Annotated in this window: 14 protein-coding genes; 10 read left to right on the top strand and 4 right to left on the bottom strand. The window is 60.4% G+C overall.

Annotated elements, in window-relative coordinates:
* The first annotated feature begins 130 nt into the window (after positions 1-130).
* The 9 genes from betI (at position 131) to yccS (ending at position 13,985) form a co-directional block, all read left to right on the top strand.
* Positions 131-724, top strand: a complete 594-nt coding sequence (gene betI / locus A8O26_RS18050) for a transcriptional regulator BetI (protein WP_053124587.1) — start codon at positions 131-133, stop codon at positions 722-724.
* 88 nt (positions 725-812) lie between these two features.
* Entirely contained in the window at positions 813-2,285 is a 1,473-nt protein-coding gene (gene betB / locus A8O26_RS18045; RefSeq protein WP_064119192.1) for a betaine-aldehyde dehydrogenase, read from the top strand.
* Between the two features lie 153 nt (positions 2,286-2,438).
* Positions 2,439-4,142: a choline dehydrogenase gene (betA, locus tag A8O26_RS18040; protein WP_064119191.1), complete on the top strand. Its 1,704-nt coding sequence runs from the start codon at positions 2,439-2,441 to the stop codon at positions 4,140-4,142.
* 262 nt (positions 4,143-4,404) lie between these two features.
* Positions 4,405-5,847 carry a TldD/PmbA family protein gene (locus A8O26_RS18035; RefSeq protein WP_064119190.1) on the top strand — a complete coding sequence of 481 codons (1,443 nt, stop codon included), beginning with the start codon at positions 4,405-4,407 and terminating at the stop codon, positions 5,845-5,847.
* Positions 5,847-7,184, top strand: coding sequence for a TldD/PmbA family protein (locus A8O26_RS18030; protein WP_064119189.1), 1,338 nt, complete (start codon positions 5,847-5,849; stop codon positions 7,182-7,184). Before A8O26_RS18035 ends, A8O26_RS18030 begins: the two co-directional genes overlap by 1 nt.
* A 154-nt stretch (positions 7,185-7,338) precedes the next feature.
* The gene (mdtD, locus tag A8O26_RS18025) at positions 7,339-8,766 is read left to right on the top strand and encodes a multidrug transporter subunit MdtD (RefSeq protein ID WP_064119188.1); all 1,428 of its coding nucleotides are present in this window, start codon (positions 7,339-7,341) and stop codon (positions 8,764-8,766) included.
* Between the two features lie 128 nt (positions 8,767-8,894).
* Positions 8,895-10,232 (top strand): ATP-dependent RNA helicase DbpA, encoded by a 1,338-nt coding sequence (gene dbpA / locus A8O26_RS18020; protein WP_238704423.1) that lies wholly within the window; start codon positions 8,895-8,897, stop codon positions 10,230-10,232.
* Positions 10,233-10,384: 152 nt separating this feature from the next.
* Positions 10,385-11,563 (top strand): NAD(P)/FAD-dependent oxidoreductase, encoded by a 1,179-nt coding sequence (locus tag A8O26_RS18015; RefSeq protein WP_064119186.1) that lies wholly within the window; start codon positions 10,385-10,387, stop codon positions 11,561-11,563.
* A gap of 229 nt (positions 11,564-11,792) precedes the next feature.
* The gene (yccS, locus tag A8O26_RS18010; protein WP_064119185.1) at positions 11,793-13,985 is read left to right on the top strand and encodes a YccS family putative transporter; all 2,193 of its coding nucleotides are present in this window, start codon (positions 11,793-11,795) and stop codon (positions 13,983-13,985) included.
* Between the two features lie 121 nt (positions 13,986-14,106).
* On the opposite strand, the gene A8O26_RS18005 is transcribed toward yccS, so the two are convergent.
* Positions 14,107-14,844 (bottom strand): substrate-binding periplasmic protein, encoded by a 738-nt coding sequence (locus A8O26_RS18005; RefSeq protein WP_064119184.1) that lies wholly within the window; start codon positions 14,842-14,844, stop codon positions 14,107-14,109.
* Between the two features lie 254 nt (positions 14,845-15,098).
* On the opposite strand from A8O26_RS18005, the gene A8O26_RS18000 reads away from it, so the two are divergent.
* A complete protein-coding gene (locus A8O26_RS18000; protein WP_064119183.1) occupies positions 15,099-15,551 on the top strand; it encodes a GNAT family N-acetyltransferase in 453 nt (150 codons plus the stop codon).
* Positions 15,552-15,648: 97 nt separating this feature from the next.
* On the opposite strand, the gene A8O26_RS17995 is transcribed toward A8O26_RS18000, so the two are convergent.
* The 3 genes from A8O26_RS17995 to A8O26_RS17985 are packed head-to-tail and all read right to left on the bottom strand — an operon-like array spanning position 15,649 to position 18,632.
* Positions 15,649-15,945 carry a winged helix-turn-helix domain-containing protein gene (locus A8O26_RS17995; RefSeq protein WP_007913779.1) on the bottom strand — a complete coding sequence of 99 codons (297 nt, stop codon included), beginning with the start codon at positions 15,943-15,945 and terminating at the stop codon, positions 15,649-15,651.
* A gap of 24 nt (positions 15,946-15,969) precedes the next feature.
* Positions 15,970-16,464 (bottom strand): YgjP-like metallopeptidase domain-containing protein, encoded by a 495-nt coding sequence (locus A8O26_RS17990; protein ID WP_064119182.1) that lies wholly within the window; start codon positions 16,462-16,464, stop codon positions 15,970-15,972.
* A gap of 44 nt (positions 16,465-16,508) precedes the next feature.
* Positions 16,509-18,632 (bottom strand): putative bifunctional diguanylate cyclase/phosphodiesterase, encoded by a 2,124-nt coding sequence (locus tag A8O26_RS17985; protein ID WP_064119181.1) that lies wholly within the window; start codon positions 18,630-18,632, stop codon positions 16,509-16,511.
* Between the last annotated feature and the right edge of the window lie 106 nt (positions 18,633-18,738).

Below are 18,738 nucleotides of genomic sequence, written 5' to 3'. Positions count from 1 at the left end.
TCTGTAGGCAGCGACGATTTGTCGCAGATCTTATTCTTTGTTGATTGAACGTTCAATCAAAACAAAATAGACTGGCCGTCAATCCGATAGGCGTGATTCGCCGCTCGGAAGGCCTAAGGAGATGTGCAAGATGCCCAAGGTCGGTATGCAACCCATCCGCCGCCAACAACTGATCGAAGCCACATTGCAGGCGGTCGATCAGGTCGGAATGGGGGACGCCAGCATTGCGCTGATCGCCCGTTTGGCCGGTGTCTCGAATGGCATCATCAGTCATTACTTTCAGGACAAGAACGGCCTGATTGCCGCCACGATGCGGTATCTGATGAGCGTCCTCAGCGAGAACGTCACCCTGCGCCGCCAAGCGCTGGCAGATGACAGCCCACGGGCGCATCTGCAGGTGATCATCGAAGGCAACTTCGACGCCAGCCAGGTCAATGGCCCGGCAATGAAAACCTGGCTGGCCTTCTGGGCCACCAGCATGCACCAGCCGTCTTTGCACAGGTTGCAGCGGATCAACGATCACCGCCTGTATTCCAACCTGTGCTGCGAGTTCCGCCGTGTGTTGCCGCTCGAAGATGCGCGCACCGCAGCGCGTGGCCTGGCAGCGTTGATTGACGGTTTGTGGTTGCGCGGCGCGTTGTCGGGAGACGCTTTCGACACAGCGCAGGCGCAACAGATCGCTTACGAATACATGGATTTCCAATTGGCCAAGAAGGTGAGCTAGAGCACACAGAAAACGCTCGGCCCCTCACTGCCACCGCAGCCTCACCGCGGTGGTCAACGCCAACCACTAATGCACTTGCGAGGACACTATGGCCCGTTTCGAACTGCAAAAACTTTACATCGATGGCGCGTACTCCGACGCTGGCAGCGATGCCACCTTCGAAGCCATCAACCCGGCGAACGGTGAAGTCCTCGCCCAAGTGCAACGTGCGACCAAGGAAGACGTCGAGCGCGCTGTGGTCGCTGCTGAAAAGGGCCAGAAAATCTGGGCTGCAATGACCGCCATGGAGCGTTCGCGCATCCTGCGTCGTGCCGTCGACATCCTGCGCGAGCGCAACGATGAGCTGGCCGCGCTGGAAACCCTGGACACCGGTAAATCCTTCTCCGAAACCAAGTACGTCGACATCGTTACCGGCGCTGACGTGCTGGAATACTATGCAGGCCTGGTGCCGGCGATCGAAGGCGAGCAGATTCCGCTGCGTGACACCTCTTTTGTTTACACCCGTCGCGAGCCGCTGGGCGTTGTCGCCGGTATCGGCGCGTGGAACTACCCGATCCAGATCGCGCTGTGGAAATCCGCTCCAGCCCTGGCGGCCGGTAACGCGATGATCTTCAAGCCAAGCGAAGTCACCTCGCTGACCACCCTGAAACTGGCCGAGATCTTCACCGAAGCCGGCCTGCCAAACGGCGTGTTCAACGTCCTGACCGGCAGCGGCCGCGAAGTCGGCACCTGGTTGACCGAGCACCCACGCATCGAAAAAATCTCCTTCACCGGCGGCACCGACACCGGCAAGAAAGTCATGGCCAGCGCTTCGGCTTCGTCGCTGAAAGACGTGACCATGGAACTGGGCGGCAAGTCCCCGCTGATCATCTGCGACGACGCCGACCTCGATCGCGCTGCCGACACCGCGATGATGGCCAACTTCTACAGCTCCGGTCAGGTCTGCACCAACGGCACTCGCGTGTTCGTTCCGGCGCACCTGAAAGCCGCTTTCGAAGCCAAGATCGTTGAGCGCGTTGCACGCATCCGCGTCGGCAACCCGGAAGACGAAAACACCAACTTCGGCCCGCTGGTCAGCTTCGCGCACATGGAAAGCGTGCTGGGCTACATCGCCAAAGGCAAAGAAGAAGGTGCCCGCGTCCTGTGCGGCGGCGACCGTCTGACCGACGGCGAATTCGCCAAAGGCGCCTTCGTGGCACCAACCGTGTTCACCGATTGCACCGACGACATGACCATCGTCCGCGAAGAAATCTTTGGCCCGGTGATGGCGATCCTCTCCTACGAAACCGAAGAAGAAGTGATCCGCCGCGCCAACGACACCGACTTCGGCCTGGCCGCCGGTATCGTCACCAAAGACCTGAACCGCGCCCACCGCGTGATTCATCAACTGGAAGCCGGTATCTGCTGGATCAACGCCTGGGGCGAGTCCGACGCAAAAATGCCGGTCGGCGGTTACAAGCAGTCGGGTGTTGGTCGTGAGAACGGCATCAGCTCGCTGAACAACTTCACCCGCATCAAATCGGTACAGGTCGAGCTGGGCGATTACGTTTCGGTGTTCTAAGACCCGAGTCTTGTATTGCTCGCGAGGCCGTCTTCGCGAGCAGGCTCACTCCCACATTGGAGCAGTGTCTCCTGTGGGAGCGAGCCCGCTCGCGAATCGAGTGCAAAGCACTCGTCAGGCCCGACCTGACCACATCTAAAGAGGGTGCATTCAATGTCCCAAGAATTCGATTACATCATCATCGGTGCCGGCTCGGCCGGTAACACCCTGGCGACCCGTCTGACTGAAGACGCTGGCGTCACCGTTCTGCTGCTCGAAGCAGGCGGCCCGGACTACCGTTTCGACTTCCGCACGCAAATGCCCGCCGCACTGGCGTTCCCGCTGCAAGGCCGTCGTTACAACTGGGCGTACGAAACCGATCCAGAGCCACACATGGACGGTCGTCGGATGGAATGCGGTCGCGGCAAAGGCCTCGGCGGCTCTTCGCTGATCAACGGCATGTGCTACATCCGTGGTAACGCGATGGACTACGACGGCTGGGCAAAACTGCCAGGCCTGGAAAACTGGTCGTACCTCGACTGCCTGCCGTACTTCCGCAAAGCCGAAACCCGCGACATCGGCCCGAACGATTACCACGGTGGCGAAGGTCCGGTCAGCGTGACCACGCCGAAGGCTGGCAACAACCCGCTGTTCCACGCCATGGTTGAAGCTGGCGTGCAAGCCGGTTACCCGCGCACCGAAGACTTGAACGGTTATCAACAGGAAGGCTTCGGCCCGATGGACCGCACCGTGACGCCAAACGGCCGTCGTGCTTCCACCGCCCGTGGCTACCTCGACACCGCGAAAAAGCGTTCGACCCTGACCATCGTCACCCACGCCCTGACCGACAAGATTCTGTTTGAAGGCAAGCGTGCTGTTGGCGTGCGTTACCTGGTTGGCGACGCTGAAGAGCGTGTTGAAGCCAAGGCGCGCAAAGAAGTCCTGCTGTGCTCCGGCGCCATCGCTTCGCCGCAGATTCTGCAGCGCTCCGGCGTAGGCCCGGCGAAACTGCTGGAAAGCCTCGACATCCCGGTCGTTCACGACCTGCCGGGCGTCGGTGAAAACCTGCAGGATCACCTTGAGCTGTACCTGCAATACGCTTGCACTCAGCCGGTTTCGCTGTACCCGTCGCTGCTCTGGTACAACCAGCCGGCCATCGGTGCCGAATGGCTGTTCAACGGCACCGGTATCGGCGCCAGCAACCAGTTCGAAGCCGGCGGTTTCATCCGTTCGCGTCCGGAATTCGAATGGCCGAACATCCAGTACCACTTCCTGCCGGTAGCGATTAACTACAACGGCAGCAACGGTGTGAAAGAGCACGGTTTCCAGGCGCACATGGGTTCCATGCGTTCGCCGAGCCGTGGTCGCATCCAGGCCAAGTCGAAAGACCCGCGCCAGCACCCGAGCATCCTGTTCAACTACATGGCCACCGAGCAAGACTGGCAGGAGTTCCGCGACGGCATCCGCCTGACCCGTGAAATCATGCAACAGCCTGCGCTGGACGCTTTCCGTGGTCGCGAAATCAGCCCGGGCATCGAAGTGCAAACCGATGAGCAGCTGGACAAGTTCATCCGCGAGCACGCCGAAACTGCGTTCCACCCGTCCTGCTCGTGCAAGATGGGCACCGACGAGATGGCTGTGGTCGATGGCGAAGGTCGCGTACACGGCATGCAGAGCCTGCGTGTGGTCGATGCCTCGATCATGCCGATCATCACCACCGGCAACCTGAACGCGCCGACGATCATGATCGCCGAGAAAATCGCCGACAAGATCCGTGGCCGCCAGCCGCTGCCGCGCAGCACCGCACCGTACTACGTCGCGGGCGATGCACCGGTGAAGGGCAAGCCGATGCGTGATATCACCCCGGCTGCTCAGTAAGACGTAATACCGAGGCGCGGCCTTCGCGAGCAGGCTCGCTCCCACACTGGATCTGTGTCGTTCACAAATCAAATGTGGGAGCGAGCCTGCTCGCGAAGGGGCCCTCACATTCAGCACAAATTCCCTCGCTGCACAGTAAATCCTCCTACCCCCCCTCTTCACTTGATCCTACCCCCACGCAGGCCTACTCTAGACCTCGCGCAACCGTTTCACCCCTCCCCGCCGCTGCTCTACCGCTTCCCCCTGACAAGGAGGTTCCCGAATGTTCGATTTCCACCCCCAGCTCAAGCAGCGCTTTGCTGCCTTGCGCACGGGCGCTGAGTTTTTTTCCCTGCGGTATGTACGCGAGTCCGGCCAGTACCTGTCGGTACGCAAGAATGTCGCCGAACCGCCGAGCCTGAGCCGCGACGAAGGCGCGATGCTCACCGTGCGCGTCAACGGCGTTGAAGCCTATGCCGCGACCAATGACCTGTCGCAACAAGGTCTGCAAGCCGCCCTCGAACGCGCCGAGCAGCAAGCGCGCCGGCTCAAGCCGCACGCCTTGCTCGACCTGCGCGATCAGCCAGTGTCCAGCGATCGTGCTGATTACTTTTCGCCCAATCTCGAACAACCCTTTCCGTCCCTGAGCGAATGCTTTGAGTTGCTCGGCGCGGAATCCGCCTCGGTGCCAAAGGATGAGCGCCTGGTGAATTGGCAGGTGAGCATTGGCATTACCCACGTCGAGCAGATCTACCTGAGCAGCGCCGGGGCGCAATTGCGCCAGGCCCAGCGCTTCGTTTACCCAGGCCTCGACGTCACCGCCTATGACGGCAACGACAGCCAGACCCGCAGCCTCGGCCGCGAGAACTTCGGCCAACAGGGCGGCGCTGACGTGATCAGCCGTTGCGGTTTGATCGGCGCCGGCCCGCAAGTCGCCGATCAGGCGCTGCAACTGCTGCTCGCGCCGAACACCCCGCAAGGCCCGCGCGACCTGCTGTTGATGCCCGATCAAATGATGCTGCAGATCCACGAATCCATCGGCCATCCGCTGGAACTCGACCGCATCCTCGGCGACGAACGCAATTACGCCGGCACCAGTTTCGTCAAAGCCAGCGACTTCGGCAGCCTGCAATACGGCTCGAAACTGCTCAACGTGACCTTCGATCCGGGCATTCCCGAAGAACTGGCCAGCTACGGCCATGACGACGACGGCACTCAAGCAAGCAAACAATTTCTGATTCGCGATGGCTTGCTGCTGCGGCCGCTGGGCGGTGCGCTGTCGCAATATCGTGCCGGGATGGAAGGCGTAGCCAACAGTCGCGCCTGCGGCTGGAACCGCGCGCCGATCGACCGCATGGCCAACCTCAATATCGAGCCGGGCGATCAGCCTTTAAACAAACTGATCGAAGGCATCGAGAACGGCATTCTGATGAGCACCAACCGTTCGTGGTCGATTGACGATGCGCGCAACAAATTCCAGTTCGGTTGCGAATGGGGCCAGTTGATCGAAAACGGTGAACTCAAAGGCGTGGTAAAAAACCCGAACTACCGGGCAATTTCCGCGCACTTCTGGAAAAGCCTGCGCGCCGTCGGCGACGCCAACACCGTCAAGGTGCTGGGCACGCCGAACTGCGGCAAGGGTGAACCGAACCAGGTGATCCGCGTCGGCCACGCTTCGCCGGCCTGCGTATTCAGCAACGTTGATGTGTTTGGGGGAGACGCCTGATGAGCATTTCGAAGAGTCAGTCCGACGCCTTCAAGGTCATGGTCAATTGGCTGCGCGACAGCGTGCGTGAACCGGAGCAGTTCACCCTCAGCTACGCTGCTGAATCCTCGGCGTTTGTGCGTTTCAATCACGCCAAGGTGCGTCAGGCCGGGCAAGTGCAGCAGGCCAACATCGTTCTGAAGTTGATCAACGACGGACGTCACGCCGACCTGCAAGTCACCCTTTCCGGTGATCAGGAGGGCGATCTGCAACGCCTCGCCGAAGGCCTGCAACAACTGCGCGAAACCCTGCCGCTGCTGCCGCAGGATCCGTATCTGCTGCTCAATCACAACGGCTGGCAGAGCCAGAACGTGCAGGAACATCCGCTGCCGGACACCGAACAGGTTGTCGATGAAATCTGCGCAGCAGCTGAAGGTCTGGATTTGGTCGGCTTCTATGCTGCGGGCCCGATCAGCCGTGGTTTCGCCAGTTCTTCGGGGGCGTTTGGCTGGCATCAGGCCAACAGCTTCAACTTCGACTTCAGCCTGTTTCACGAGAACGGCGAAGCGGTGAAAGCCAGCTATGCCGGGCATGACTGGAGCCGCGAAGGTTTTGCCAAGCGCTTTGCCCAGGCACGCGAGCAACTGGAATTTCTCGGTCGTCCGTTGCGCACGTTGGCACCGGGGCAATACCGCGCGTACCTGGCGCCAGCGGCGCTGGAAGAAATCATGGGCATGCTGAGCTGGGGCGGTTTTTCGGCGCAGTCGATTGCCAGCAAAAGCAGCCCGTTGCAGAAGCTGTATGTCGGCGATCAGGCCTTCAGTCCGCTGCTGTCGCTGGACGAGAAGGTCAGCGAATCGCTGAGCCCGGCGTTTTCCGGCGAAGGTTATCCGCGCAGTGATTTGCGTTTGATTGTCGAAGGCAAGGCTGGCGATCAACTGGTCGGCTCGCGCAGTGCCGCCGAATACGGTCTGACCGCCAACGGCGCTGGCGGCGGTGAAATGCCGAGTGCATTGAACATGGCCGCCGGTGATCTGTCGCAAACAGAGATCCTCAAGCAATTGGGCACCGGGCTGTACATCAGCAACCTGTGGTACCTGAACTACTCGGATCAACCGGCGGCACGCATGACCGGCATGACCCGCTTCGCGACTTTCTGGGTCGAGAACGGCGAGATCCAGGCGCCGGTCAGCACCATGCGTTTTGACGATAGCGCTTACAGTTTGCTGGGTTCGCAGCTGGAAGCGCTGACCGCCGAGCGTGAGTTGTTGCTGTCGGCGAGTACCTACAGCCAACGCAACACGTCGTCGGCGTTGCTGCCGGGGGCACTGGTCAGCCGTTTGACCTTGACCCTGTAACACCGCAAAAACCTGTGGGAGCGAGCTTGCTCGCGAAGAGGCCATGTCATTCAACATTGATGGCGACTGACCTACCGCTTTCGCGAGCAAGCTCGCTCCCACACTGACCGCGTTCGACAATGGATATGCATTAACTCCAACGACAAGAGGTTCCATGCCCAACCGCCCGCCTCTCGACGCCATCACCGCCCGCTGGTTGCCGTGGGTCGTCGCTATCGCGTTCTTCATGCAGTCCCTCGACGGGACCATCCTCAACACCGCGCTGCCCGCCATGGCCCGCGATCTCGCCGAAGATCCATTGCGCATGCAAGGCGTGGTCATCTCTTACATGCTCACCGTCGCGTTGCTGATCCCTGCCTCAGGCTGGATCGCCGACCGCTTCGGCACCAAGAAAATCTTCTTCGGCGCGATTCTGCTGTTCAGCTTCGGCTCGTTGCTCTGTGCGCTGTCGAGCAGCCTGAGCATGCTGGTCGGCGCCCGCGTCATTCAAGGCCTGGGTGGTGCGCTGATGCTGCCGGTCGGGCGACTGGTGGTGCTGCGCGCGTACCCGCGATCCGAACTGGTGCGGATCATGGGCTTCATCACCATCCCCGGCCTGCTCGGCCCGTTGATCGGCCCGACCATGGGCGGCTGGATGGTCGAATTCCTGACATGGCACTGGATCTTCCTGATCAACCTGCCGGTCGGCGTCATCGGTTGCTACGCGGTGTGGAAATTCATTCCCGACCTGCGCGGCACCGAACGCACGCGCTTCGATAGCCTCGGTTTCCTGTTGTTCGGCGCGGCGATGATCCTCATCACCATCGCCATGGAAGGCCTCGGCGAATTGCACTTGCCGCACCTGCGCGTGATGTTGCTGCTGTTCGGCGGCATGGCCTGTCTGGCGGCGTACTGGTTGCGTGCCGGGCACATTGAAAACCCGCTGTTCGCGCCGTCGCTGTTCAAGACCCGCACCTTTGCCGTCGGTATTCTCGGCAACCTCTTTGCCCGTTTGGGCAGCGGTGCATTGCCGTTTCTGGTGCCGTTGCTGCTGCAAGTGGCGCTCGGCTATTCACCGTCGCAAGCGGGGATGAGCATGCTGCCGCTGGCCGCAGCGGCGATGATCGCCAAGTGGGTGGCGCGGCCGCTGATCGAACGGCTTGGCTATCGCATCGTCCTCACGGGTAACACGCTGGCATTGGGGATCATGCTGGCGAGCATGGGTCTGGTCAGCGAGCAAACGCCGTATTGGTTGCTGCTGTGTCTGCTGGCGATTCTCGGTGCGATCAACTCGCTGCAATTTACGGCGATGAACACCGTGACATTGATCGATCTGGATGACGCCAGCGCCAGCAGCGGCAACAGCTTGCTGTCGGTGGTGGCGCAGTTGTCATTGAGCCTGGGGGTTGCCTGCGCCGGTGCGTTGCTGGGCGGGTTTACCGCAGAGGTCGGTAACGATGGCGTGGAAACCGTGCTCGGTGCCTTCCAACTGACCTTTGTCACCGTCGGAATCATGGCGATGCTCGCGGCAACGATCTTCTCGCAACTGTCGAAAGAAGACGGCCGCCGCGCCAAACGCCCGGAAGAACACATCGAACATTAACCGCTGTTCGTCCAGAACTTTCGAAGAAAGTGGCACGGGGCTGCTACACTGCGCGACATTTTGTTTTGCAGGCCAGTCCCGTGACCACCATCGCCACCGCTTTTAATACTCTGCCGCTGTCCGCCGCCATGCTGGCTAACCTCGAATCCCTCGGTTATGCCCAGATGACGCCGATCCAGGCGCAGAGCTTGCCGGTGATCCTCAAGGGGATGGACCTGATCGCCCAGGCCAAGACCGGCAGCGGCAAGACCGCCGCGTTCGGCATCGGCCTGCTCAACCCGATCAACCCGCGCTACTTCGGCTGCCAGGCACTGGTGATCTGCCCGACGCGTGAGCTGGCCGACCAGGTCGCCAAGGAAATCCGTCGTCTGGCCCGTGCCGAAGACAACATCAAGGTCCTGACCCTGTGCGGCGGCGTGTCCTTCGGCCCGCAGATCGCTTCGCTGGAACACGGCGCGCACATCATCGTCGGCACCCCGGGCCGCATTCAGCAGCACCTGCGCAAAGGTTCGCTGGTGCTCGATGGCCTGAACACGCTGATCCTCGACGAAGCCGACCGCATGCTCGACATGGGTTTCTACGACGCCATCGAAGACATCATCATCAAGACCCCGGAGCGCCGTCAGACTCTGCTGTTCTCCGCCACCTACCCAGTGGGCATCAAGCAACTGGCGTCGAAATTCATGCGTGACCCGCAAACGGTGAAAGCCGAGGCGTTCCACGATGACACGCAGATCGAGCAGCGTTTCTACGAGATTTCCCCGGAAGATCGCATGAGCGCAGTGACCAAAGTCCTGCACCACTTCCGCCCGGCGTCCTGCGTAGCGTTCTGTTTCACCAAGCAGCAAGTGCAGGAAACTGTCGATCACCTGACCGCCAAAGGCATTTCCGCCGTCGGCCTGCACGGCGATCTGGAACAGCGTGACCGCGATCAGGTGCTGGCGATGTTCGCCAACCGCAGTACTTCGGTACTGGTCGCCACCGACGTGGCTGCCCGTGGTCTGGACATCGATGCGCTGGACATGGTGATCAACGTCGAACTGGCCCGCGATTCGGAAATCCACATTCACCGCGTTGGCCGGACCGGTCGCGCTGGCGAGAAAGGCATCGCGATCAGCCTGGTTGCGCCGGGTGAAGCGCACCGTGCACAGGCCATCGAACAACTGCAGAAGTCGCCACTGAACTGGGATCAGGTCGATAACCTCAAGTCCCAGGGCCTCGCCCCGCTGCAACCGCCAATGACCACGCTGTGCATCGGCGCTGGCCGTAAAGACAAGGTTCGTCCGGGTGACATTCTTGGCGCACTGACTGGCGATGCCGGCATTCCGGGTGCACAGGTGGGCAAGATTGCGATCTTCGATTTCCAGGCGTATGTGGCCGTGGACCGTACCGTGGCGATGCAAGCCCTGCAGCGCCTGAACGACGGCAAGATCAAGGGCCGTTCGCTGCGCGTGCGTATCCTGTAACCGATCTTCCATTTAACGAAGATCCCCTGTGGGAGCGAGCTTGCTCGCGAATGCAATCTGTCAGTCGACATCACGTTGAATGACACACCGCTTTCGCGAGCAAGCTCGCTCCCACAGTTTGTTTTGTAGCGACCCACCATGAGGACACCGTTTTGCGCTCTACCGAAGTCGTGATCATTGGCGCTGGCGCCGCTGGGTTGATGTGTGCACTGACCGCCGCCGGGCGTGGGCGTCAGGTGTTGCTGCTCGACCACGCGAACAAGGCCGGCAAGAAAATCCTGATGTCGGGCGGTGGCCGCTGCAATTTCACCAACATGTACACCGAGCCGAGCAATTTCCTCTCGCAGAACCCGCATTTCTGCAAATCCGCGCTGGCGCGCTACACCCAGTGGGATTTCATCGGCATGGTCGGCAAACACGCCGTGCCCTACCACGAGAAGAAACTCGGCCAGTTGTTTTGCGATAACAAATCCAGCGACATCCTCGAAATGCTCCTGACCGAGTGCGATCAGGTCGGCGTCGAGCTGCATCTGGACACGTCGATCCAGACCATCGAGAAGGTCGAAAGCGGTTACTTGCTCGACACCACCCTCGGCCAGATCCAGTGCCAGTCGCTGGTAATCGCCACCGGCGGTCTGTCGATCCCGACGCTGGGCGCCACCGGTTTCGGTTACCAAGTGGCCAAACAATTCGGTCATGAACTGCTGCCGACCCGCGCCGGTCTGGTGCCGTTCACCATCACCGATCAGCTCAAGGAACTGTGCACCGAGCTGTCCGGCACTTCGGTGGATTGTCTGGTCAGTTGCAACGACCAGAGCTTTCGCGAGAACATCCTCTTCACTCACCGCGGCCTCAGCGGCCCGGCGATTTTGCAGATTTCCTCGTTCTGGGAATCCGGTGACACGGTGGAAATCAACCTGCTGCCGGATCACGATGCGGCGAGCTGGCTGCAGCAACAAGTCACCGAGCGCCCGAACAGCGAATTGAAAACCCTACTGGGTGAGATCTTCACCAAGAAGATGGCCAATCTGCTGGCGGACAACTGGTTCGTGTCCAAGCCGATGAAGCAGTACACCCACGCTGAACTGGCGGAGATTGCCGAGAAGCTGGGCAGCTGGAAAGTCGTTCCGGCGGGGACTGAAGGTTATCGCACTGCCGAAGTAACCCTCGGCGGTGTCGACACCCGCGAAGTTTCCTCCAAGACCATGGAATCGCTGAAAAGCCCCGGCCTGTACTTCATCGGCGAAGTGCTCGACGTCACCGGCCACCTGGGCGGCTTCAACTTCCAGTGGGCCTGGGCCTCCGGTTACGCCGCCGCGCAGTACGCTTGATCCAAAGCCAAACACAAAACCCTGTGGGAGCGAGCTTGCTCGCGAAAGCGGTCTTTCAGTCAACATTGTGGTGACTGACACATCGCATTCGCGAGCAAGCTCGCTCCCACAGTGGTTTGTGGTGTAAGTAAAAGGAACACTTTTTGCTGTCAGATGTGATCGGCGCCATTGCGTCGGCGTCATTACTGGCTCAATTTAGCGGCATCGCCTCGGAAGGCCTTCGCACTTCATGTCCTCGACCTCGTTTCGTCAGTCTTTGCGGCGCCTGTGGGCGCTGGATAAATTCAGCTACAGCGTGCGGGTGTTCATCGCCCTGACCGGCAGCATGGCGCTGTGTTGGTATCAGGATGAAATGGGCCTGTTGATCCCGTTGTTCCTCGGCATCATCGCCAGCGCTTTGGCGGAAACCGACGACAGTTGGCAGGGCCGCCTCAATGCCCTCGCCGTGACGCTGGTGTGTTTCAGCATCGCCGCGCTGTCGGTGGAATTGCTCTTCCCCTACCCCATCGTGTTTGCCATTGCTCTGGCGCTGGCCAGTTTCGGCCTGACCATGCTCGGTGCGCTCGGTGAGCGTTATGGGGCGATTGCCTCGGCGACGCTGATTCTGTCGGTGTACACGATGATCGGCGTTGATCAGCGCGGCGGCGCGGTCACCGACTTCTGGCACGAGCCGATGCTGCTGGTGGCCGGTGCGGCGTGGTACGGCTTGCTCTCGGTGTTGTGGCAGGCGCTGTTTTCCAACCAGCCGGTGCAGCAGAGTCTGGCGCGATTATTCCGCGAACTGGGCTTTTACCTGAAGCTGAAATCCTCGCTGTTCGAGCCGATCCGGCAGATGGACGTCGAAGCCCGACGTCTGGAACTGGCCCAGCAAAACGGCCGCGTGGTCGCAGCGTTGAACAGCGCCAAGGAAATCATCCTGCACCGCGTTGGCAACGGCCGCCCCGGCTCGAAGGTCAGTCGCTACCTGAAACTGTATTTCCTCGCTCAGGACATCCACGAACGCGCCAGCTCCTCGCACTATCCGTACAACGCGCTGGCCGAAGCGTTCTTCCACAGCGACGTACTGTTCCGCTGCCAGCGCCTGTTGCGTCAACAGGGCAAGGCTTGCCGCGCCTTGGCCGAATCGATCCAGATGCGCCAGCCGTTCATTTACGACGCCAGTTTCGCCGAAGCCCTGAGCGACCTCGACGCCTCCCTCGAACACCTGCGCATCCAGAGCAACCCGGCATGGCGCGGATTGCTGCGCTCACTGCGCGCACTGGCGGCCAACCTCGGCACCCTAGACCGTTTGCTCAGCGACGCGAGCAACCCCGATGCCTTGGCCGACGCAACCGACAGCAGCCTGCTCGACCGCTCGCCGCGCAACCTCAAGGACGTCTGGATTCGCCTGCGCACGCAGTTAACGCCAACGTCTCTGTTGTTCCGTCATGCCCTGCGTCTGCCCTTGGCGCTGAGTATCGGCTACGGCATGGTGCATCTGATTCACCCGTCGCAGGGTTACTGGATCATCCTCACCACCCTGTTCGTCTGCCAGCCGAACTACGGCGCGACCCGGCGCAAGCTCGGTCAGCGGATCTTCGGCACGGCCATCGGCCTGACCGTGGCGTGGGCGTTGTTCGATCTGTTCCCGAGCCCGTTGGTGCAGTCCTGCTTCGCCATCGCCGCCGGCGTGGTGTTCTTCACCAACCGAACCACCCGCTACACCCTGGCGACGGCGGCGATCACCATCATGGTGCTGTTCTGCTTCAACCAGGTCGGTGATGGTTACGGGCTGTTCCTGCCACGGTTGTTCGATACCTTGCTCGGCAGCCTGATTGCCGGCCTGACGGTATTCCTGTTCCTGCCGGACTGGCAGGGCCGACGCCTGAACAAAGTGCTGGCCAACACCCTGACCTGCAACAGCATCTACCTGCGCCAGATCATGCAGCAATACGCCGCTGGCAAAAGCGACGACCTCGCTTATCGCCTGGCGCGACGCAACGCGCACAACGCCGATGCGGCGCTGTCGACGACGCTGGCGAACATGCTCATGGAACCGGGGCATTTCCGTAAGGAAGCGGATGTCGGCTTCCGCTTTCTGGTGCTGTCACACACGTTGTTGAGTTATCTGTCAGGGCTGGGCGCGCATCGCGAGACGCAGTTACCGGCGGATGTGCGCGAGCATTTGATTGATGGCGCCGGGGTGAAACTGGCGACGAGCATCGATGAAATCGCTCAGGGGTTGGCGAACAAGCAGCCGGTGGCGATTCAGAGTGACGAGGAAGAAGCGCTGGCCAATGAGCTGGAGCAGATGGCCGATGAGATCGATGAGGGGCAGCGGCTGGTGCAGACGCAGTTGGCGTTGATCTGCCGGCAGTTGGGGCCGTTGCGGACGTTGGCGGCGCATCTTATCAAGGACACCAGTGAGGTCAGCGCTGGCTGACAGGACGCCTTCGCGAGCAAGCTCGCTCCCACATTTGTTCTGTGTCGTTCACGAATCCAATGTGGGAGCGAGCTTGCTCGCGAAGAGGCCATCAGCCACCCAGAGGATTCTGGATCAGCCCTCACATCCCATGCTGCCTCAACAACTTGTCATAACTCCCATCCGCCTTCATCGCCGCAATCGCCTTGTCAAACCCCGCGACAATCTGCTCATGCTGCGGATTCTTCAGGCTGACCAAGATATGCAGGCTGTTCTCACTCAACGGCTGGGGCAAAAACTCCACCGAGTTGCGCACCTTGGCGGATTCCCTGGCCAGGTAATACTTCGCCACAAACTCATCCTCCAGCGTCAGCTTGACCCGATCCGCCGCGAGCATGCGCACGGCCATGGCGAAGTTATGCACAGGGACTTTCTGCAACGCCGTGTCGGCATCGAACGGCGCCGAGTAGGCGTAGCCGCGCACCACTGCAATCGGATAGGTGTGCAGTTGCTGCAGATTTGAGTAGTCGAGTGGCGTGTCTTTGCGCTTGAGAAAGCGGATGCGGTTGAGCAGATATTCACCGGAGAACTGGCCGAGTTTGGTCCGCTCGTCGTTGTACCAGGCGTTGACCAACACATCGTAACGGCCCTCGCCGACGCCGAGCAGGGCGCGCGCCCATGGCACCTGTTCATAACCGCTGGCATAACCGGCCCGGGCCAGCGCCGTGCTGACGATGTCGGTGGCCAGACCACCGTTGACCAAGGTGTCGTCGGTAAAGGGTGGCCAGATATCAAACACCAGCCGCAGCTTCTCCGCTGCAGCGCTCTGACTCAGCAAGAGCAATCCGATCAAAGCAAAGGCTCGATGCAATCGCGGCATGCTTGAAAATCCTTAGCGGGCAGATGCCCGGCATGTTTTCAGTCAAAACCCCAAGGCCCCTTACCGGCAAAACCCAGGCCCTAACATTAGCTCATTGCAGCCAGTGCACAGCGCTCTCCTGCAGATTACACAAAGTCGCGGAGGCTGCGAGAAAGGAATGATGGCATTTTGACCTTTGTCACAGACTCTTACGCCATAAAGACATCTTTGCCGCAGGCGCTTAGTATCGGGCGACACGTTCAAGGAATCGAAAAATGACAATCGAGTGGGTCTGCAAACATCACAGTGATCTGGGCAAGGAACAGCTATATGCGCTGTTGAAACTGCGCTCGGACGTGTTCGTGGTCGAACAGAAATGCGCCTATCCGGACCTCGACGGCCAGGATCTGGAAGGCGATACCTTTCACCTGATGGGTTGGGAGGATGACCAGTTGATGGCCTATCTGCGTCTGCTGGATCCGGAATCTCAGGGCGGCGACGTGGTGATTGGCCGCGTGATTACCGCACCGCAAGGTCGTGGCAAAGGGCTGGGGCACGAAATGATGGAGCAGGCGCTGAAGCAGGCCGAAAAGCATTGGCCGCAGGTGCCGATCTATCTGTCGGCGCAGGCGCATTTGCAGGGGTATTACGGCAAGTATGGGTTTGTTGTGGCGGGTGAGGAATATCTGGAGGATGACATTCCGCATATCGGGATGCGTCGCCCTTAAGTGCCCCTTCGCGAGCAGGCTCGCTCCCACAGGGAAACGCATTCCAACTGTGGGAGCGAGCCTGCTCGCGAAGGCGTCAGCTCAGGCGCCGCAGGACTCAGGGATATTCAAGAACAGCCTTGATCTGCCGCAAATTACGCTCGATCCACCCACGATCAATCGCCCCCCACTCACGAATCCGATAGCGCCCCGCATGATTACGCGCGCCCTCTTCCTGCTCGAATTCACAGACGATATCCAGATCCGCCAGCGCCGCAATCGTGTCCTGCGCCGTGCGCCGGGGCATGCCGGTGACTTCGGTCAGCGTCGGCACGCTCGGCGCCAGACCGCTGTCGATCAGGTACGCCACATACAAGCGGCGGTAGAAACTGCTTTTGGTCTTGCTGACGTCCATCCCCACCTTCCTGGTTGCGTACGGTTAAGCCTGCATATCGCGCCAGGTCAGGTACACGCGCAGATCGAACTCGACCTGGTGATACCCCGGCAGCATGTGCTCGCACAATTTATAGAACGCCTTGTTGTGCTCCGACTCTTTGAAGTGCGCCAGTTCGTGCACGACGATCATTTTCAGAAAGTCCGGCGCGGCATCCTTGAACAACGAAGCGATACGAATCTCTTTCTTGGCCTTGAGCTTGCCGCCCTGCACCCGCGAAACCGTGGTGTGCAGACCCAGTGCGCGGTGGGTCAGGTCGAGGCGGTTGTCGAACAGCACCTTGTCGATGGCCGGCGCGTTGCGCAGGTATTCCTGCTTCATGTCCAGCGCGTAGCTGTACAAGGCCTTGTCGCTCTGCACGTCGTGGCGCCCCGAATAGCGTTGATTCAGGTATTCACCCAGACGTCCTTCGGCGATCAGTTGGCGCACCTGATCCTGTAATTGCGCGGGATAGGCCTGGAGGTACTTCAACACAGTCATGGACGAGCGACACGGTTCGAAAAAGGTCCGCCAGTGTAGCGAATTCAGCCGGGCAGCGCGCTCCAGTCAAACGGTTCGGCAAAGCTGGCGGCGTCCTCGGCGATCAATGGCCGCGCCACAAGGAAGCCTTGCACGTACTCGCAGCCGTGGGCTTGTAGCCATTGGTATTGCTCGATGGTTTCCACGCCCTCGGCGATCACCAGCAATCCGTATTGCTTGCACAGACTGATGACTGTGCTGACCAGCGAGGCGTCGCGTTTGGAGTCCGGCAATCGCGCGATGAGATGGCGATCGAGCTTGAGCGTATCCAGTTCCAGATCGCGCAGATGCGCCAACGAGCAAGGGCCGGAGCCGAAATCATCCAGCGCCACGCGCACACCGAGATTGCGCAGTAAGCGCAGTTGTTTGCGGGTTTCCTCGGGGTTTTGCATCAACGCTTCTTCGGTGACTTCGACTTCCAGTTGCCGTGGTTGCAGGGCGTGCCGCTCCATCACCTGACGCAACTCGGTGACCAGATTCGGCAGGCTGAACTGGGTGTTGCTCAAACTCACGCCGAGCACCAAGTCGTCGGCGAACAGGGTTTCCCAGGCTTTACGCTGGCCGGCGCCACGATGATAGATCCAGCTGCCGAGGCGACTGATCAGCCGCGCTTCCTCCAGCAACGGCAAAAACAATCCCGGCGGCACATCGCCGACACTCGGGTGCTGCCAGCGCAGCAAGGCTTCGAAACCACGAATCTGCCCCGTGTCGATGGCGACTTGCGGCTGATAGACCAGATTGAAATCACGGTTCTCGATGGCGCTGCGCACGCTTTCTTCGAGCATCAGCCGCGAGCGCGCCCGGCCATTCATTTCATGATCGTAGAAGCGATATTGCTGGCGGCCGGCGCGTTTGGCTTCGTACATGGCGATGTCGGAGGCGCGCAGCAAGCCGTCGAGGTTCGAACCGCAATCGGGGTAAGTGGCGATGCCGATGCTGGCGCCGAGGGCGATGTCCAGACCTTCGATCTGCTGACAGATCGACACCCGTTCAATGAGCTTCTCCGCAATCTTCGCCGCTTGCTCGGGGAACTCCAGGTCCAGCAGCGCGGTAAATTCATCGCCGCCCATGCGCGCGAGAATGTCGAAAGGTCGCAGGCAGGCCTTCAACTGCTCCGAGACCCAGCGCAACACGCGATCACCGGCATCGTGACCAAGGGAGTCGTTGACCCGTTTAAAGCCGTCGAGATCCAGATACAGCAATACCCAACTGCTGTCGCTGCGCTCACCACGCAACAACAGATTTTCAACGGTCTGGTAGAACCCACGTCGGTTGAGCAACCCGGTCAGTGGATCGGTGACCGCCTGGAACTCCAGTTGCTGATGCAGGTGCCGCACCACCGACATGTCCAGCACCGTCACCACCATCGCATGTTGCTCGGAGGGCAATGCCGCGCAAGACAAGGCCACCGGCACTTGCTGGCCGGGCGCTGTGCGCAGTAAGGCATCGTGCAGTCTCAGGGTTTCGCCACGCTTGTAGCCGGCATAAAACTCGGAATCGGCCCACAACGGAATGTGCGGCTTCTGTAGATAGTCGAGAAACTCCTTACCTTCCAGCTCTTTCACCGGCGCATTGAGCAGCCGTGAAATTGCCGGATTGGCGAAGCGGATCAAGCCGTCCTCGCCCAGCACCAGAATGCCCTCGGCGGCGTTGTCCAGCACCGAGGCGTTAAAGGCGCGCGCCACTTCCAGGTCATGGCTCAGGCGCTGCAAGGCGCGGCGATTACGCTGGTGTTCCAGCAACGCCTGCACCTTGGGTTTGAGGATTTGCGGGTCGAACGGTTTGAACAGGTAATCCACCGCGCCACTGGCATAGCCCTTGATCACGGCGTCCTGAGATTGTTCGTTGGCGGTCAGAAAGATAATCGGCGTGAGGCGCGTGCGCTGGCTGCCGCGCATCAATCGTGCGACTTCAAAGCCGTCCATACCCGGCATCTGCACATCCAGCAGCACCAGGTCGACGTCATGTTCCAGCAACAGATTGAGCGCTTCGAAACCGGAGGCGGCCGTGATGACGTGCCAATCCTGACGCTGCAGCAACGCGCGCATGCTGATCAGATTTTCAGGGTAATCATCAACGATCAAAAGGACAGAGCTGCCTTCACCTGGCGGGGGTTGCGCGCATTCCATGCTGCTTCTCTTGTCGGGACTTCAGGGCGATTCCGGTAAAACCGTACACATACTGAGCCTTCACTCTAGTACTGGATCCAAGAAAGCAGAAGCTGTCATCAGGCCA

This window comes from Pseudomonas fluorescens (assembly GCF_001648775.1).
Taxonomy (GTDB): domain Bacteria; phylum Pseudomonadota; class Gammaproteobacteria; order Pseudomonadales; family Pseudomonadaceae; genus Aquipseudomonas; species Aquipseudomonas fluorescens_M.
Note: the sequence above shows the minus strand (reverse complement) of the source record. Positions and strands in the feature narration are given on the sequence as shown.

Bases quoted from the DNA above. Each gene is read 5' to 3' on its own strand.
- betB (WP_064119192.1), top strand. From the start codon at position 813: ATGGCCCGTTTCGAACTGCAAAAACTTTACATCGATGGCGCGTACTCC.
- A8O26_RS18035 (WP_064119190.1), top strand. From the start codon at position 4,405: ATGTTCGATTTCCACCCCCAGCTCAAGCAGCGCTTTGCTGCCTTGCGC.
- A8O26_RS18030 (WP_064119189.1), top strand. From the start codon at position 5,847: ATGAGCATTTCGAAGAGTCAGTCCGACGCCTTCAAGGTCATGGTCAAT.
- A8O26_RS17995 (WP_007913779.1), bottom strand. From the start codon at position 15,945: ATGGACGTCAGCAAGACCAAAAGCAGTTTCTACCGCCGCTTGTATGTG.
- betI (WP_053124587.1), top strand. From the start codon at position 131: ATGCCCAAGGTCGGTATGCAACCCATCCGCCGCCAACAACTGATCGAA.
- yccS (WP_064119185.1), top strand. From the start codon at position 11,793: ATGTCCTCGACCTCGTTTCGTCAGTCTTTGCGGCGCCTGTGGGCGCTG.
- A8O26_RS18000 (WP_064119183.1), top strand. From the start codon at position 15,099: ATGACAATCGAGTGGGTCTGCAAACATCACAGTGATCTGGGCAAGGAA.
- A8O26_RS17985 (WP_064119181.1), bottom strand. From the start codon at position 18,632: ATGGAATGCGCGCAACCCCCGCCAGGTGAAGGCAGCTCTGTCCTTTTG.
- dbpA (WP_238704423.1), top strand. From the start codon at position 8,895: ATGCTGGCTAACCTCGAATCCCTCGGTTATGCCCAGATGACGCCGATC.
- betA (WP_064119191.1), top strand. From the start codon at position 2,439: ATGTCCCAAGAATTCGATTACATCATCATCGGTGCCGGCTCGGCCGGT.
- mdtD (WP_064119188.1), top strand. From the start codon at position 7,339: ATGCCCAACCGCCCGCCTCTCGACGCCATCACCGCCCGCTGGTTGCCG.
- A8O26_RS18005 (WP_064119184.1), bottom strand. From the start codon at position 14,844: ATGCCGCGATTGCATCGAGCCTTTGCTTTGATCGGATTGCTCTTGCTG.
- A8O26_RS17990 (WP_064119182.1), bottom strand. From the start codon at position 16,464: ATGACTGTGTTGAAGTACCTCCAGGCCTATCCCGCGCAATTACAGGAT.